The organism is Sphingopyxis sp. Root154 (assembly GCF_001427105.1).
Classification (GTDB): Bacteria; Pseudomonadota; Alphaproteobacteria; order Sphingomonadales; family Sphingomonadaceae; genus Sphingopyxis.
Map to the genome: position 1 here is coordinate 836,189 of NZ_LMGI01000001.1, position 14,853 is coordinate 851,041.

The window sequence follows — 14,853 nt, forward strand, 5'->3', positions numbered from 1 at the left end:
CTTACGACGACGGCCGCATTCTAGCGCCCGGGATTTGGCGCCGTAACCGCTTCTGCGGGTGCGGCGCCGCACGGGCGGCGTAAACGGTGTAGCCGCAGAGCAGCCCATAGAGCGCCAGCCCCTCGACCTGCCAGAACGGCATCGTCGCCATGTTGAGCAGGAAGAAGGCGAAATGCGCCGCGAGCAGCTTGAAGCGCTCGCCGTGCGCCGAAGCCGCCGCAGCGAACATCACGGTCCACAGCACAATCATCGCGGCGATTCCGAACCAGCCGAGCTCGTAGAGCGTCGCGACCAGCGTGTTGTGCGGATACACCTTGAACACGCCCTCCCAGCTCTCCGGCCCCAGCCCGAACAGGTGCTGGACAGGCGTGCCCTCTGCCCACGCATAGATGTAGCTGCTCCAGATTAACGGGCGCGCGGACATCACCTGCCGTTCGAGCAGGTCGAAGTCGCGCGGCGGCTTGATCAGCCCGGCGGGATCCGAGAGGAAGGCGGCTAGGTCGGTGAAACTCTCGCTGTAGGACAGGGCGGCGAACGAGACGAGCAGCACGCCCGCCACCACCGCAGTCACCGCCATCGGCACGCGCTGGTCGCGCCTCACGCTCAGCGTCAACCCGCTCAGGAAGACCGCCAGCGCTAGCGGCGCGGCGGCGAGGATCGTCGTGCGATAGCCGGCGAGCAGGATACCGAGAAAGGTCGCGGCCAAGAAGGCGACACGGACGCCGCGCGGCGCCGATTTGGCGAAACAGCCGACGAGGAACCCAGTCATCATCGCGACCGAAAAGGCGGCCTCGTGATTATAGCCCCCGATCCACACCAGCCCGTCGCCATCCTCCGACCCCTTGGGCAGGTTCAGCGCCAGCGACAGCGCCTGAAAGACGAGCAGCGGCAGAAAGGAGACCATCGCCCAGCTCAGGAACCGCGCGTCGGGATCGCTGCGCAGCGCCTGAAACACCGCGATCATGATGACGATCATATAGGCATATTTGACCGCCACGTTGATCCCGCCCGCTGCATCGCCATTGAGTGCGGCGCTGAGCAGCGCGAGCCCGACCAGCGCATAGACGGGCAGCAGCCATTTGAGCGCCAGATTGGCGGGCCGCACCACAAAGAGCAGCCCGAATGCGGTGATCCCGATCGAGAGCAGGGCGTTGCCCGAAAGCCCGCCCGCGAGCGGCTGGAACATGTAGAGATGATAAGCGCCCGCCGTGTAGCGCATCCATAGCGCCACAACCACGAACGCGCCCGCGACGCTGCCCGCCCGCCGCGCCGCGATGACCAGCGCAACGAGCAGCAATGCCGTCACCGGCAGCAAGATGCCGAGCCCGAACGCCGGGCCATAAGGTAGCGCCTGCGCGGTCACGGCGCCGCCGGATCAATCGGCATAATAGGGACGGTACGCCTTCAGGAAGGTGCCGCCATCTTCATAACCGGCCCGCTCCTGCTCGCGTACGTCGACCAGCGTCAGCACCGCGCCCAGCATCTCGGCGTGGACATCGTACAGCCGCCGCAGCGCCACCGACGCCGCCTTGGTCGGCGTCTTGCGCCAGCGCACGAGGAACACCACGCCGTCGGCCATGCTCGCGATCACGCGCGCCTCGTCGACCGGCAACACCGGCGGCGTGTCGAGGATCACGAGGTCGTAGCGCTCGCGCACCTGCTCGATCAGCTCGGCCAGCCGCGGACTCTCGGTCAGCCCGACGCCCTTGGAATCGGTCCGCTGCGGCAGCAGGAAGGCACCCGACATGCTGTCCTTGACGATCGCCTGCTCCAGCGTCGCCTGCCCCGCCAGCACCTCGTCCAGCCCCAACGTCACGCCTTCGGCGAACTGCCGGCTGGAAGCGCGGCGACGTGCATCGGCGTCGATCAGCAGCACCTTGCCGCCCGCCGCGGCTACCGCGCGGGCCAGCCCCATCGCGGTCGTGGTCTTGCCCTCGCCCGGCACCGCCGAGGTAATCGCGACGACGCGGATCGGGTTCGCCGCCTCGGCGAACTGGATCGAGGTGCGAAGCGTGCGGAAAGCCTCCGCATAGGTCGATTGCGGTCGCTTGAGCAGCAATTCCGCCGGAGGCGCCGGCGGGCCCAGCTTGCGATAGCCGGGCAACGTGTTGGCGTCGGGGATCGCGGCGAGCGTCGACAGCCCCAACGCATCCTCGATCGCATCGCTCGTTTCGAGCCCGCGTTCGAGCAGCTGGAGCAGGACGACGAGCAGCACTCCGATGCCCAGCCCGCCGACGACGGCCATCGCCGCATAGATCAGCATATTGGGCGAGCTCGGGGCGCCGGGAACGCGTGCGCGGCTGACGATATAGGCATCGCTGCGCTCGAGCCCCGATTGCGCGACCGTCTGGCGATAGCGATCGAGGAACGCCTGATAGAGCGTCCGCGCCGATTCGGCGTTGCGCTCCAGTTCATTCAGCCGCACCGACGCCGCATTGTCGCTGGCGAGCTTGCCCTCGGACTGCGCCACCGAACCCGCGAGCGAACCCGCGCGCTGGTTGGCAATGCTCGCTTGGATCGAGACATTGGCGACGATGCGCTGCACCTCGGCCGCGATCTGCTGATCGGCGACGCGGAGCTGGCTCTGCGCGCGGACAAGATCGGGATGGCGCGGACCATAACGTTTTTCGAGCGCCCCGACCTCGCGCGCCACCTCGGCGCGCTGGGCGCGCAACTGGCTGACCACGGGTGAATCGAGCGAATCGCCAAGCTCCTCGCCGGTCCGCCCGCCGCTCAGCTGCGCGCGTGCCGCCGAAAGGCGCGCCTGCGCCGCGGCGTTTTCGGCCTTCGCCTGAGCGAGCTGGGTCGAAAGCCCCGACAGCTCCTGCTGCGTCACACTGCTCGCTTCGGAGACCGCGAAAAGACTGTGCGCGGCGCGATAGTCGGCGACTTCGCGTTCGGCGCCGACTACCTGCGCGCGAAGGTCCTGGAGACGTTCTTCGAGAAACCCGCGCGCGCGATGCGTTGCCTCGGTCTTCGAGCCGACCTGCCCCGATACATAATCGTCGACCAGCGCATTGGCGATCTGCGCCGATTGCACCGGCGTGCCGCCCTCGAACGAGACGCTGATTGCATAGGAAAGCCCGTCGCGCTTCACCGTCAGCCCGTTCAGCACCGTACCGATCGCACGCTGGCGCCCGATCAGATCGGGCTGCGCCGTCGGCTGCCCATCTCCCGCCGCGCTGTTGAACGCCGGATCGCGGACGAGCCGGAGCCGGTCGACGACCCGCCCGATGAGTTCGGGCGAGCGAAGTACCTGCACCTCGGTATCGACCGCCGCCGAATCGGGATCGGTGGTCGGGATCACCGAATCGACCTTGATCACCTGCTCTGCCGAACGCTCGAGCGCGACTTGCGCGGTGGCGAGGTAGCGCGGTTCGGCGACGAGATAGGCGGCCGCGGCGATCACGATCGCCGCGGCCATCGCCGCACATAATATCATCCACCGCCGGCGCAGCACCGCGCCTACCCGGCGCAGGTCGATCAGCGCGCCCCGATCTACCTGCGTGTCCGCTTCCCGGCCGCGCGGCATGTGCCGTGTGACTGCGTCCATATTACGCGGCAGCCAGGAAAGCCCGCACCGCGGGCGCGATGTCGGGACGGGCGAGCGCCAGCGCGAGCGTCGCGGTCACAAAGCCGCTCTTGTCGCCGCAATCATAGCGTTTTCCCTGGAAGGTGACGCCGTGGAAAGGCTGCTGGCCAATCATCCGCGCCAGCGCATCGGTGAGCTGGATCTCGCCGCCCGCGCCTTCCTCCTGATTGCTGAGGATGTTCATCACCTCGGGCTGGAGGATGTAGCGGCCGATGACAGCGAGCCGGGACGGTGCGACGTCCGGAGCCGGCTTTTCGACCAGTCCCCTGACTTCGGTAATCGCGCCGGCGCTCGTGCCCGGCGTGACGATGCCATATTTATGCGTGTCCTCCGCCGCGACTTCCTCGGTACAGATCAGATTGCCGCCGACGTCGGCATAGGCCTCGACCATCTGCTTGAGGCAACCGGGTTCGCCGACCATCAGATCGTCGGGCAGCAGTACCGCGAAAGGCTCGTCGCCGATAAGGCGGCGGGCGCACCATACGGCATGGCCCAGCCCGAGGGGCTCCTGCTGCCGCACGATCGCGATATCGCCCGGGGACGGGCGCGTGCCGTCGAGCGCGGCGAGCGATTTGCCGCGCCGGGCCATCGCCTCCTCAAGCTCGAAAGCGTGGTCGAAATGATCCTCGATCAGGCTCTTGCCGCGGCTGGTCACGAAAATGAACTGCTCGATACCCGCCTCGCGGGCCTCGTCGACCGCATATTGGATCAGCGGCCGGTCGACGACGGGCAGCATCTCCTTGGGCATCGACTTGGTCGCCGGAAGGAACCGGGTTCCAAGGCCGCCGATGGGGAACACGGCCTTGCGTATTTTTCGCATCTTTTCACCCTTTTCTGGTCGCTGGGTTCCCCCCCAATTAACCAGCGTTGGATCGGCAAACACGATCGCCACGTGCTGCCGAGGAGCGACCTGCGCCTTTACGCTGCATTGCAGCAAGAGCCCGGCGTCGAAACGTGTCCAAAGTGCGCCAGGCCATTCAGAGCTTGGGAGGTGTCCCGGCAAAGGACACTCCGCCCGGCACCGAACCCCCGCCACGCGAGCGGACCAGCGGCGTGCCCGGCGGCACCTGGATATCGTGCGAACCGATGATGATTTTCGCTGGCCCGTGGTGCACGTCAAATATCGGCCAGCCCCGGTCGCTCTTCACCACCAGATGCTCGATATGGATGACCAGCGGCTCTCCCGCGCCTTTCGCCGCCATGATCGTGAAATGGTTGGTGTCGCCGATCCCGCCGATCTTGACGGGATCGAGACTGCTGAGCCGCGTCGCGCGGATGCTCGACCAGAGCCGGAAGTTACGCGCGTTGCGGCCGCTGACGCAGTCGTCGAGCAAAGTCTCGGTCGACTTCAGGTCGAATCCGCCGTCGCTATTGTCCCACGCGGCGCATTGGCGAAACAACATCCGCGCATTGCCCCGCTCGGTCGAGAAACCGTCGCCATTCCAATATTGCCTGGCCTTGCGCTGCCATTGAAAACCACGCATCGAGCAGCGCTCGACCCGGAAGTCGTGCGCGGTGCCGTCGAAGGCGATGCCGACCGGCAGGTCGGTCGCGCCTGTCGTCAGCATGCCGCTCGCGCTGACATCCTCGATCACCCCGTCATGGCTGTCATACCGAATGCGGGCGAAGCTGCGTTCGAGATCAGTCGCCCGCGCCCCGCGCACGCGGAGCCCGACGCTTCCCGCCCCCGCCAGTTCCGGCGCCGCCTTGTTCTCGATCACCCGGTAGCCGCCCGCCACGCTGATATTGGCGATCTGCACATTGTGGACCGGCTCGCGGATCACGAACAGGCCGTTGCCGACATCGCGCGCGCGCACGCCGCGATAAACGGCGCCCGACTCCACGAAATAGACCGGCTCGCCCCCTGCATTGATCTGAACCGGCTTGGCGGCGAAGCGAGAGGATGGGTCATCCATGCCGCCGCGCTAATCGGAGCGCACCGATCAAGGCCAGCGCGATGCGGCGCGGCGTGGCGCGTCCGGGGTCAGTGCAGCGCGGGCGCTGCTCCACCCAGATCGTCGCCGGCGTCGCGCGCGGACGCACCCGAAAAACCGACCAAAGGCTCGCGACAAACGTGCCTCGTCCGGCTGAACCGTCGGAAGCCGGCTTCGCCATGGTCGATGTTGAGCGTCATGCCCGCACCGGCCTTCGCCGCCGACGGAATTCGCCCGTCGATCGCGATCGCCGACGACAGCGTGTGTTCCAGCACGTGCCGGCGCTCGCCGGCATCACGGCCGAAATAATAGATGGCGAGCGGCGGCGGTCGCCGGTGGATCGTGGCAATCGCATCCTCGATCCGCGCATAATTGCGCAGCGGCAGGATCGGCCCCCGAAACTCCTCCTGCATCACCAGCATGTCCTCGCTGGCGTGGCGAATGATGTGGAGCGGCATAGCCGGCCCGCGCGGCTCCGCGGTCATCACCTCGCCCCCCCGCGCGCGCGCGTCATCCAAAAGCCGCGCCAGCCGTCGATGTTCGGCGTCGGGCAACGCCGCTTCGTTCACCCCGGGCTGCATCGCCGCGCGCCACAGCCATGAAGCCATCGCCTCTTCCTGCTCTTCGGGCACGAGAAGATAGTCGGGCGCGAGCGGCGCGCGTCCGCCTTTGAGACGCTTGCGTGCAATCACATTGTCGGCCGCCTTGGCAAAATCGGCCGAGCGCCCGAGGATGACCGGCGACTTGTCCGAACGCGCAAGCGTCGCCCCATCGCCTTCCTGCGGTTCGCTGGTCACCAACAGGTCGAACGCCTGCTGTGCAAAGTCCGCGCCGGACGCCACCGCCAGTTCGAGCGGATCGAAGAAATCCGGCGCCAGCTCGCCGACCAGCCGGCCCAGCTGCACCGAGGCCGCGTCGAATTTCAACGTCACCCTGTTGCCCGCGGCGAGCGCCCCCGCGAGAATGCCCGCCGTCCGGAGCAGCGGCAGCGACGCCGGCGCCGCTATGCCGATCACGCCGACCGGCAGATATTCCAAATAGTCGCCAGCCCCGCGCAGCCGCGCGAGCAGCCCGCGCCCGCTTTCGGCGCGCATCCAGCGGCCCACCCCGTCGATCGACGCCCGCAGCGCCGCGAGCGCCGGTGCCACTTCGATAAGCCTGGCGGAGTCCGAATCCTGATTCGGCTGGTCAGCGGCGAGCGCGTCGCACAGCGCATCGGCGTTTTTTTCGATCATCAGCACCGCGCGCCGCAGCCGGTCGCGGCGAATGGCCAGCGACACCGGCAAGTCGGCGAAAAATGCCCCACGTTGCGCTTCCAGCATCTCACCCTTCCCGCATTTTATCCTGTCCAGCTTCTACTCCGACGCCGACCCGTGGCAAGATCAAGTCGAAGCGTTTCGTCGCATTGCAGCCAATTCGCCTGGCCGTCGTTTAGGCAAAGCCCCGAATTATCCGCTTCTAATATATCGCATTTTTTCACCTTGTCCCGTTCTGGGTCGGGATTTTGGGAACGATCATTTCGCCTTTCAATTGCCTCCGCTCAAAGCTGGCAAGTTGACCGTTAACCGTTGCGACGCGATTGTTCGCACGTGCAGCAAAAAGCCGACTTCATATAAATAGGGAGCAGCGCGTAATGCGTATCGTAATGATCGGGTCCGGCTATGTCGGGCTGGTTTCGGGCGCGTGTTTTGCCGATTTCGGCCATCATGTGACCTGCGTCGACAAGGACGCGAACAAGATCGCCCGCCTTCAGGCCGGCGGCATCCCCATCTATGAGCCCGGTCTCGACGACCTGGTCGCGCGCAATGTCGCGGCGGGCAATCTCGCCTTTACCACCGAACTGTCCGAGGCGGTCGGCGCGGCCGACGTCGTGTTCATTGCGGTCGGCACCCCCAGCCGCCGCGGCGACGGCCATGCCGACCTGTCTTATGTCCATGACGCGGCGCGCGAGATCGCCGGGGCACTCTCCGGCTTCACCGTGATCGTCACCAAATCGACCGTGCCCGTCGGCACCGGCGACGAGGTCGAGCGGATCATCCGTGAGTGCAACCCCGCCGCCGAATTCGCCGTCGCCTCCAACCCCGAATTCCTGCGCGAAGGCGCCGCGATCGAGGATTTCAAGCGCCCCGACCGGGTCGTGATCGGCATCGAGGACGAGCGCGCGCGCGCGCCGATGAAAGAGGTCTATCGCCCGCTGTCGCTGAACAAGGCGCCGATCGTCTTCACGAGCCGCCGCACCAGCGAGCTGATCAAATATGCCGCCAACGCCTTCCTCGCGATGAAGATCACCTACATCAACGAGATGGCGGACCTGTGCGAACAGGTCGGTGCGGACGTCCAGGAGGTCGCGAGCGGCATCGGGCTCGACAACCGGATCGGCGCGAAGTTCCTGAATGCCGGCCCCGGCTATGGCGGCTCCTGTTTCCCCAAGGACACGCTTGCGCTGATGAAGACAGCGCAGGATCACGACGCGCCGCTGCGGCTGATCGAGGCGACGGTCGCGGTGAACGATCAGCGCAAGCGCGCGATGGGCCGCAAGGTCATCGCCGCGCTGGACGGGCGCGTGCGCGGCCGTACCGTCGCGGTGCTCGGCCTGACCTTCAAACCCAACACCGACGATATGCGCGACGCGCCGTCGATCGCGATCATCCAGACGCTGCAGGACGCCGGCGCCAGGGTGCGCGCCTATGACCCCGAGGGCATGGACGCCGCCAAAGCGGTGCTGACCGACGTCGAATATGCGTCCTCGGCCTATGCCGCCGCCGAAGGCGCGGCGGCGACCGTGATCGTCACCGAATGGGACGCCTTCCGCGCACTCGACCTCGTGCGCCTCAAGGCCGCAATGGCCGAGCCGGTGCTCGTTGACCTGCGCAACATCTATCCGCCCGCACGAGCAGAAGAAGCGGGCCTGCGCTACGTCGGCATCGGCCGGCCTGGCCAGTCCGCAGACGATGCCGCGAACGAGAGGCACGCCGCGTGACCGACGACAGCCCCATTTTGGTAACCGGCGCCGCGGGCTTCATCGGCCATGCGGTGTCCGAACGGCTCCTCGCGCGCGGCGAACGCGTGCTCGGGCTCGACAATTTCACCGACTATTACGACGTTTCGCTCAAAAAGGCGCGCACCGCGCGGCTGGTCGATAATTTCAACTTCCGGCTGATCGATGGCGACATCGCGAGCCCGGGATTGATCAGCGAGCTCGTGGAAGCGAACGGCATCCGCCGGATCGTTCATCTCGCCGCGCAGGCGGGCGTGCGCTACAGCCTCGAAAACCCCTTCGCTTATGAGCATAGCAACCTCAAGGGGCATCTCGCGGTGCTCGAGGCGGCGCGCCACGCGGGCAATATCGAGCATCTCGTCTACGCTTCGTCGAGTTCGGTCTATGGCGACCGCCCGCTCGGCGGCACCGGCTTTCGCGAGGACGAGCCCTGCACCGCGCCGGTCTCGCTCTATGCGGCGACCAAGCGCAGTTGCGAGTTGATGAGCGAAAGCTATGCCAAGCTCTATCACCTGCCGCTCAGCGGGCTGCGCTTCTTCACTGTCTATGGCCCGTGGGGCCGTCCCGACATGGCCTATTATGGTTTCGCGCAGAAGATTCTCCTAGGCCAGCCGATCGAGGTGTTCGGCGAGGGCCGGATGGCGCGCGATTTCACCTATATCGACGATATCGTCGACGGGGTGGTGGGCGTGCTCGACCGGCCGCCGGCGGGCGGCGAAAACCGGCTGCTCAACATCGGCGACTGTAATCCCGTCGGACTGATGGACATGATCGCAGTGCTCGAACGCGCGCTCGGCCGGCCGGCGATCAAGCTGATGCGGCCAATGCAGCCGGGCGACGTGACCGCGACCTACGCTGACATTTCGGCGATCAACGCGCTCACCGGATACAGCCCCAAGGTCCCGCTTGCGCGGGGGATCGAGCGGTTCGTCGACTGGTATCTGGGCGAAATAGAAAATGGTGGAAGAGGGCCGATGGCAGCGGTGGCCTGAGCCGGGAAATCCGGCCGGGCGCTAATGGAGTTTAACAATGCTGCAACGGACAAGTCTGTCTTCCAGCGCGCCCGCGGGCGCGCCCGTCATCTGCGTGACCGGCCTCCGCGGCTTCCCGCACGTAATGGGCGGGATCGAAAGTCACTGCGAGGAGCTTCTCCCGCGGATCAAGGCGATCTGGCCCGATCACCGCTCGGTCGTGCTCGGCCGCGCGCCCTACCTGCCCGAGCCGGTGGGCGAGCATCGCGGCGTCGAGATTATCGGCATCCCCTGCCCTCGCTCGCAAAATCTCGAGGCGGTGGTGTCGACCTTCCTTGCGGTCCTGTCCGCCCGCAAGCGCGGCGCCGGGCTGATCCATATCCATGCGATCGGTCCCGGTCTGCTCGCGCCGCTTGCCCGGCTGCTCGGGCTGAAGGTGGTCGTGACGCATCATGGCACGGACTATCACCGCGCCAAATGGGGCCTGCTCGCACGCACCGCGCTGCGCACCGGCGAGTGGCTGGCGCTCAGCTTTGCCAATCGCGTCATCGCCGTCTCGCCCTCGCTCGCCGCACAACTCCGGCAGAGCTTCCCGAAACGCGCGCACGCGATCTCCTACATTCCCAACGGCACATCGGACCTGCCCGGCGATGCCGATCCGGCGCTGGTGCTCGAACGACTGGGCCTCAAGGACAATGATTTCCTCCTCGCCGTGGGCCGACTCGTCCCGGAGAAGGGCCTGCACGACCTGATCGACGCCTATGAGCGCTCGAATTGCACCGCCAAGCTGGTGATCGCCGGCTCGGCCGATCACGAAAGCGAATATGCCCGCGAACTGCTCGCACGCGCCGGCGACCGCGTGATCTTTGCCGGCGTCCAGTCGCGCGCGACACTGAAATGCCTCTATGAACATTGCGCGCTGTTCGTGATGCCTTCCTATCACGAGGGCCTGCCGATCGCAGCGCTGGAAGCGGCGAGTTGCGGCGCGCGGATGCTGCTGAGCGACATCCCCGCCAATCTCGACATCGCGCTCGACAGGCAGAATTATTTCCCGGTCGGCGACGTCACCGCGCTCACCGAGCGGCTGAACGCCGATTGCGCGGAGTTTCAGGTCGACCGCGACGCCGTGCGCGCGCGCTTTAGCTGGGACAAGGCGGCGGAGGACACGCTCGACGTCTATCGCGCCACGCTCGCGCCGGGCCGGACCGCCCCGCGCACTTCCACCTATTCCGACGCGGTCGAGGCTTAGGCGCCGAGCCGGGCGAGGACTTTCGCCCGGTCCGCCGCATCGATCGGCCCACGTACTTCGATTCCTGCACCGGTCTGCGTCGCTCGCGCGATCCGCGGGTGCCACGCATTCTCCCGCCACGCCCAGCTGCGAATTCGCCAGCGCCCCGGCTCGTCGGAATCGATCGCCAGCGTCGGCCGTCCCGTCTTTTCGGACCCGGACCCGGGGTCTTTTGCAGTGCATGCGCTGCCGGCCGCCGCGGCGGCCATCGAAGTCAGAAGCGTTCGTCGATCCATTTCCGTATCCTGTAGCTAGGGCGCGGCGATCTTTTCGGGCACGGTCTGAAGCGCGCGCGGCGTGCTGCCCCCGGCCACGCGCTTGATCATCGCCTTGCCCAGCCGCTGTCCGGGCAGCTCGACCAGCTTATAGGTCACAAAGGCAAGCGCGTAAGTCACCGGCACCACGACCGCTCCGGTCAGGGCGAACCGGCCGGCGGCGCCGAGCCCGGTGCCGAACTGCGCGATCACCGCCGCCGCGACGGGCTGCAGGATCAGCAGGTGGATCAGATAGGTGCCGTAAGAAAGCTCGCCCAGCCAATAAAAGGGGCGGCTGCCGAGCAGGCGCGAAACCCAGCCGATCACGCCGAGCGAACGCCAATGAACCAGTGCGAAAAATCCGAACACGAGCAGTTCGCGCACCGCGAAATGGAGCAGATCCTGATCGCCCCCGATCGGAATCGCGGCGAGCAGCATCGCCGCGCCAAGGCGCCACCATAGCCGCGCGCGGCTCTCCCCCGGATCGGCGGCGATCAGCATGCCGGCGAGGAAAAGCTGGAGCTTCAATGGCAGGAAGGATGGCATCGGATAATCGAGCCCCGCCGCCCCGGCGAGCAAGGCGATGGCCACACCGCCGCCCGCCGCGACCAGCGCCGCGGGCACCCAGCCGATCCGCCGTCCGAGCAGGATGAGAAAGGGAAAGAGCAGGTAGAATTGCATTTCGAGCCCGAGGCTCCAGTCGGGCAGCGGCGTACGAAAGGCATATTCGGGCAGCAATCCGAACAGGAAGGTCAGATGCAGGACGATATTGGTGAGGCTCGCATCGGTATAGCGCTCCGTCGGCTGGAGCGCCTGCCCGAGGAAGCTGTCGATCGCGACGCGGTCGGCATAGATCGACGGCCCCGCGATCAGCGCCGCTGCGAGCGTCACATAGAACAGCGGCGCCAGCCGGAAAAAACGGCGCGTCCAGAACGCCGCCCAGGTACCGGGCGCATCCCAGTCTTCGCTGCCCGCGCGCAGCCGGTACTGGTACATCATCAGGAAGCCCGAGAGCAGGATGAACAGGTCCACGCCGAGGTCCGGCTTGCCGATCAGCGGCAAGCGGAAACCGGTCAGGATCATCATATGCCCGATGAGCACCCAGAGGGCCGCGACGCCGCGCAGGCCATCCAGACACTCGACTCGCCGAATGTCCATTAAATACCTCCGCAAAATCGTCCGTCGATGTTCGCCCTGATAGACGCCTCGCGTCGCGAAACCCCTTTAAATCGGCCAGTTGCCCTAGCGGGGCGATGAAGCGGGCGGACCTGTGTGCACTGCAACAAATGCCCGTGGTAGGAGTTCTCCAGTGGCGAATTCCGCCCGAAACTCCAGCGAGGAACCATGCTGCACCGAAAGCGGATTTTATTCGCGATCAACTCGCTCGTGGGGGGCGGCGCCGAGCGCGTTCTGGCCACCCTGCTGGCCGGGTCCGTGCCCTGGCGCACGCGCTACGACATCCATCTCGCGCTGCTCGACGACGAGCCGCGCGCCTATGACGTGCCCGACTGGGTCGAGGTTCATCAGCTCGATGCCCGGCACAAATTGCTGCCGAGCCTGACCCAGCTTCGCGCGCTTGTAGGGCGCGTGTCGCCCGATGCGACGCTCAGCTTCCTGACCCGCGCCAATATCGCCAACGCCTGGGCGATGGCGGGGCGGCGTCGGCCCTGGCTGATCAGCGAGCGGGTCAACACCAGCGCCCATCTGGGCGACGCGCGCGCGGCCAAGGCGATGGTTCGCATGGTTTATCCGCGCGCCGCGCATGTCATCGCGGTGTCCGAAGGCGTGGTCGACGATCTTGCCGCCAATTTCGGCGTCGCGCGCGCGCGCATGTCGGCGATCGCCAATCCGGTCGACCATCGGCGCATCGCCGAACTGGCAGCCGAGCCACCCGCCTTCGTGCCTGCCGATCGCTATATCGTCTCGGCCGGGCGGCTCATGCCGAACAAGAATTTTCCACTCCTTCTGCGCGCCTATGCGCAGGCCTCGCCGCGCGAGCGCCTCGTCATCCTTGGCGAAGGCCCGGAGCGTGGCGCGCTCGAAGCGCTCGCCGCTTCGCTCGGCATTTCCGACCGGGTCGATATGCCCGGCTTCGTCGCCAATCCCTTCGCGGTCGTCGCGCGCGCAGCGCTTTACGCGATGCCCTCCAACGCGGAGGGCTTCCCCAACGGACTTGTCGAGGCGATGGCGTGCGGCGTCCCCGTCGTCGCGACCAATTGCGCATCAGGTCCGTCCGAAATTCTGGCCGGCCGGTCGCGCGATGCGATCAGCGGCAGGATCGATGTCGATGCCGGTGCGTTGGTGCCGACCGATGGTGTTGAAGCCTTTGCCGCGGCACTGGTCGACGTGCTCGCCGTGCCGCGCCGCAGCGCCTGCGGCGCGCGGGCGCGCGACCGCTCGCTGGCCTATGGCGTCGAACAGGCGGCCGCAAATTACTGGGCGCGGATTGAGGCGGCGCTGCGCGCGCCGTCTGCCGCGTCCGAAATCGAAGACATGTCAGCGTATCGTCCGGGAGTAAGTTCATGAAATGGCACATGCAGATCGCACTGGCGGGGGCGCTGATGGCGCTCGGCGGATGCGCCGGGCAAACCCCGCTCGCGGGCAGCGGTGCCGCGCCGCCGCCCGCGACGGCTTTCGTCCTGTCGCCCGGCGACAAGATCAAGGTCGCGACCTATGGCGAAGAAAAACTCACCGGCGATTTCGAGGTTTCGCCCGCCGGCACGATCGCCTTCCCGCTGATCGGCGAGGTCAAGGCTGCGGGGCTTCAGACCGAAGAACTGTCCAAAGCGATCGAGGCAAAACTCGGCGACGGCTATCTGCTCGAACCGCAGGTTTCGGTCCAGGTCGCCAATTTCCGCCCGGTCTACGTCCTCGGCGAAGTGAACAAGCCGGGTGAATATCCCTATACGCAGGGCCTCACCATCCGCGGCGCGGTCGCGAAAGCCGACGGCTTCACCTATCGCGCCAACGAGAAGCGCGTCTTCCTGAAACGCGCGGGCGAGGCCGGCGAGCAGGAATATCCGTTGAGCGCCGACTTCGCCGTGCTTCCCGGCGACACGATCCGCTTCGGCGAACGCTATTTCTGATGGATATGGCGACCGCATCGCTGACGCCCGTGCCGGCGTTCGAAGAATCCGTGTCCGACGAGAGCGGCAAGCCGCATCGGCGCGGCTGCCCGGTGAGCTTTGCCAAGCTCAAGGCGCTCCTCGCCGCCGATCTCTATCGCTACGCGGGTCGCGTCGGCTTCGGCGCCTTCGCCAAACATTATGCCTTCACGCCGGGGTATAAATATACGGTGCTGATGCGCACGACGGGCTGGCTCAAGCTCAAGCCGGCCAAAGCTTTCGGCCTCTACGTCGTCGCCAAATGGCTGCTGCTGCGCGCACGCTATAAATATGGCTTCGCGATTCCCGAATATATGGAGATCGGGCCGGGCCTGTTCCTCAACCGCTTCGGCGGCTTCTATTTTCACGGCGACACCGTGCTCGGCAGCAACGTCAACATCACCCACGGCGTCGTGCTCGGCTATATGAACCGCGGCAGCCGGCGCGGCGCACCGGTGATCGGCGACCGCACCTTCCTGGGCTCGGGCGCGAAGGTAATCGGCGGCATCCATGTCGGCGCCGAGGCGGCGATCGGCGCCAATGCGGTGGTAACGAAAGACGTGCCCGAGCGCGGCGTCGTCGGCGGCATCCCCGCGAAGCTGCTCTCCGATCAAGGGTCCGACGGCTATATCAACCGCCTCGCGCCGCCCGAATTGCTCGCCGCGTGCGAAGGCGCGCTCTACGGATCGCGCACAAAGTCCGGCTGATCGGG

General features: G+C 66.5%; 13 protein-coding genes. 6 read left to right on the forward strand and 7 right to left on the reverse strand.

Translation table 11 applies throughout. The features are described 5' to 3' along the window. Position 1: 1 nt before the first annotated feature. The 5 genes from ASD73_RS03675 to ASD73_RS03695 form a co-directional block, all read right to left on the reverse strand. A complete protein-coding gene (locus tag ASD73_RS03675; protein WP_056369033.1) occupies positions 2-1,363 on the reverse strand; it encodes a hypothetical protein in 1,362 nt (453 codons plus the stop codon). 12 nt (positions 1,364-1,375) lie between these two features. Beyond that, on the reverse strand, positions 1,376-3,532 hold the full coding sequence (locus tag ASD73_RS03680; RefSeq protein ID WP_082521391.1) for a polysaccharide biosynthesis tyrosine autokinase: 2,157 nt from the start codon (positions 3,530-3,532) through the stop codon (positions 1,376-1,378). Positions 3,533-3,554: 22 nt separating this feature from the next. Next, the gene (gene galU / locus ASD73_RS03685) at positions 3,555-4,412 is read right to left on the reverse strand and encodes a UTP--glucose-1-phosphate uridylyltransferase GalU (RefSeq protein ID WP_056370327.1); all 858 of its coding nucleotides are present in this window, start codon (positions 4,410-4,412) and stop codon (positions 3,555-3,557) included. Between the two features lie 157 nt (positions 4,413-4,569). Next, positions 4,570-5,508 carry a hypothetical protein gene (locus ASD73_RS03690; RefSeq protein WP_056369031.1) on the reverse strand — a complete coding sequence of 313 codons (939 nt, stop codon included), beginning with the start codon at positions 5,506-5,508 and terminating at the stop codon, positions 4,570-4,572. Between the two features lie 68 nt (positions 5,509-5,576). After that, positions 5,577-6,848 carry an aldehyde dehydrogenase family protein gene (locus ASD73_RS03695; RefSeq protein WP_056369030.1) on the reverse strand — a complete coding sequence of 424 codons (1,272 nt, stop codon included), beginning with the start codon at positions 6,846-6,848 and terminating at the stop codon, positions 5,577-5,579. Positions 6,849-7,159: 311 nt separating this feature from the next. Here ASD73_RS03695 and ASD73_RS03700 point away from each other — a divergent pair, with 311 nt between their 5' ends. From ASD73_RS03700 to ASD73_RS03710, 3 genes are read left to right on the forward strand one after another with little or no spacing between them, the layout of a single operon-like run. Further along, positions 7,160-8,506 carry a UDP-glucose dehydrogenase family protein gene (locus ASD73_RS03700; protein ID WP_056369028.1) on the forward strand — a complete coding sequence of 449 codons (1,347 nt, stop codon included), beginning with the start codon at positions 7,160-7,162 and terminating at the stop codon, positions 8,504-8,506. After that, positions 8,503-9,516, forward strand: a complete 1,014-nt coding sequence (locus ASD73_RS03705) for an NAD-dependent epimerase/dehydratase family protein (RefSeq protein WP_037516405.1) — start codon at positions 8,503-8,505, stop codon at positions 9,514-9,516. The genes ASD73_RS03700 and ASD73_RS03705 overlap by 4 nt, the downstream gene beginning before the upstream one ends. A 37-nt stretch (positions 9,517-9,553) precedes the next feature. Beyond that, positions 9,554-10,744, forward strand: a complete 1,191-nt coding sequence (locus tag ASD73_RS03710) for a glycosyltransferase family 4 protein (protein ID WP_056369025.1) — start codon at positions 9,554-9,556, stop codon at positions 10,742-10,744. On the opposite strand, the gene ASD73_RS03715 is transcribed toward ASD73_RS03710, so the two are convergent. Continuing rightward, the gene (locus tag ASD73_RS03715) at positions 10,741-11,019 is read right to left on the reverse strand and encodes a hypothetical protein (protein WP_156377274.1); all 279 of its coding nucleotides are present in this window, start codon (positions 11,017-11,019) and stop codon (positions 10,741-10,743) included. The two genes, ASD73_RS03710 and ASD73_RS03715, sit on opposite strands and share 4 nt — an antisense overlap. Positions 11,020-11,034: 15 nt before the next feature. Next, the gene (locus ASD73_RS03720; protein ID WP_056369022.1) at positions 11,035-12,195 is read right to left on the reverse strand and encodes an acyltransferase family protein; all 1,161 of its coding nucleotides are present in this window, start codon (positions 12,193-12,195) and stop codon (positions 11,035-11,037) included. A 186-nt stretch (positions 12,196-12,381) separates the two neighbouring features. On the opposite strand from ASD73_RS03720, the gene ASD73_RS03725 reads away from it, so the two are divergent. From ASD73_RS03725 to ASD73_RS03735, 3 genes are read left to right on the forward strand one after another with little or no spacing between them, the layout of a single operon-like run. Next, positions 12,382-13,563: a glycosyltransferase gene (locus ASD73_RS03725; protein ID WP_056369019.1), complete on the forward strand. Its 1,182-nt coding sequence runs from the start codon at positions 12,382-12,384 to the stop codon at positions 13,561-13,563. Next, positions 13,560-14,123 carry a polysaccharide biosynthesis/export family protein gene (locus ASD73_RS03730; RefSeq protein WP_056369017.1) on the forward strand — a complete coding sequence of 188 codons (564 nt, stop codon included), beginning with the start codon at positions 13,560-13,562 and terminating at the stop codon, positions 14,121-14,123. Before ASD73_RS03725 ends, ASD73_RS03730 begins: the two co-directional genes overlap by 4 nt. Beyond that, the gene (locus ASD73_RS03735; protein ID WP_082521337.1) at positions 14,123-14,848 is read left to right on the forward strand and encodes a serine acetyltransferase; all 726 of its coding nucleotides are present in this window, start codon (positions 14,123-14,125) and stop codon (positions 14,846-14,848) included. Before ASD73_RS03730 ends, ASD73_RS03735 begins: the two co-directional genes overlap by 1 nt. The last annotated feature ends 5 nt before the right edge of the window (positions 14,849-14,853 follow it).

Excerpts from the sequence above, each read along its gene's own strand:
- ASD73_RS03680 (WP_082521391.1), bottom strand. The coding sequence starts at position 3,532 with ATGCCGCGCGGCCGGGAAGCGGACACGCAGGTAGATCGGGGCGCGCTG.
- galU (WP_056370327.1), bottom strand. The coding sequence starts at position 4,412 with ATGCGAAAAATACGCAAGGCCGTGTTCCCCATCGGCGGCCTTGGAACC.
- ASD73_RS03690 (WP_056369031.1), bottom strand. The coding sequence starts at position 5,508 with ATGGATGACCCATCCTCTCGCTTCGCCGCCAAGCCGGTTCAGATCAAT.
- ASD73_RS03695 (WP_056369030.1), bottom strand. The coding sequence starts at position 6,848 with ATGCTGGAAGCGCAACGTGGGGCATTTTTCGCCGACTTGCCGGTGTCG.
- ASD73_RS03700 (WP_056369028.1), top strand. The coding sequence starts at position 7,160 with ATGCGTATCGTAATGATCGGGTCCGGCTATGTCGGGCTGGTTTCGGGC.
- ASD73_RS03710 (WP_056369025.1), top strand. The coding sequence starts at position 9,554 with ATGCTGCAACGGACAAGTCTGTCTTCCAGCGCGCCCGCGGGCGCGCCC.
- ASD73_RS03715 (WP_156377274.1), bottom strand. The coding sequence starts at position 11,019 with ATGGATCGACGAACGCTTCTGACTTCGATGGCCGCCGCGGCGGCCGGC.
- ASD73_RS03720 (WP_056369022.1), bottom strand. The coding sequence starts at position 12,195 with ATGGACATTCGGCGAGTCGAGTGTCTGGATGGCCTGCGCGGCGTCGCG.
- ASD73_RS03725 (WP_056369019.1), top strand. The coding sequence starts at position 12,382 with ATGCTGCACCGAAAGCGGATTTTATTCGCGATCAACTCGCTCGTGGGG.
- ASD73_RS03730 (WP_056369017.1), top strand. The coding sequence starts at position 13,560 with ATGAAATGGCACATGCAGATCGCACTGGCGGGGGCGCTGATGGCGCTC.
- ASD73_RS03735 (WP_082521337.1), top strand. The coding sequence starts at position 14,123 with ATGGATATGGCGACCGCATCGCTGACGCCCGTGCCGGCGTTCGAAGAA.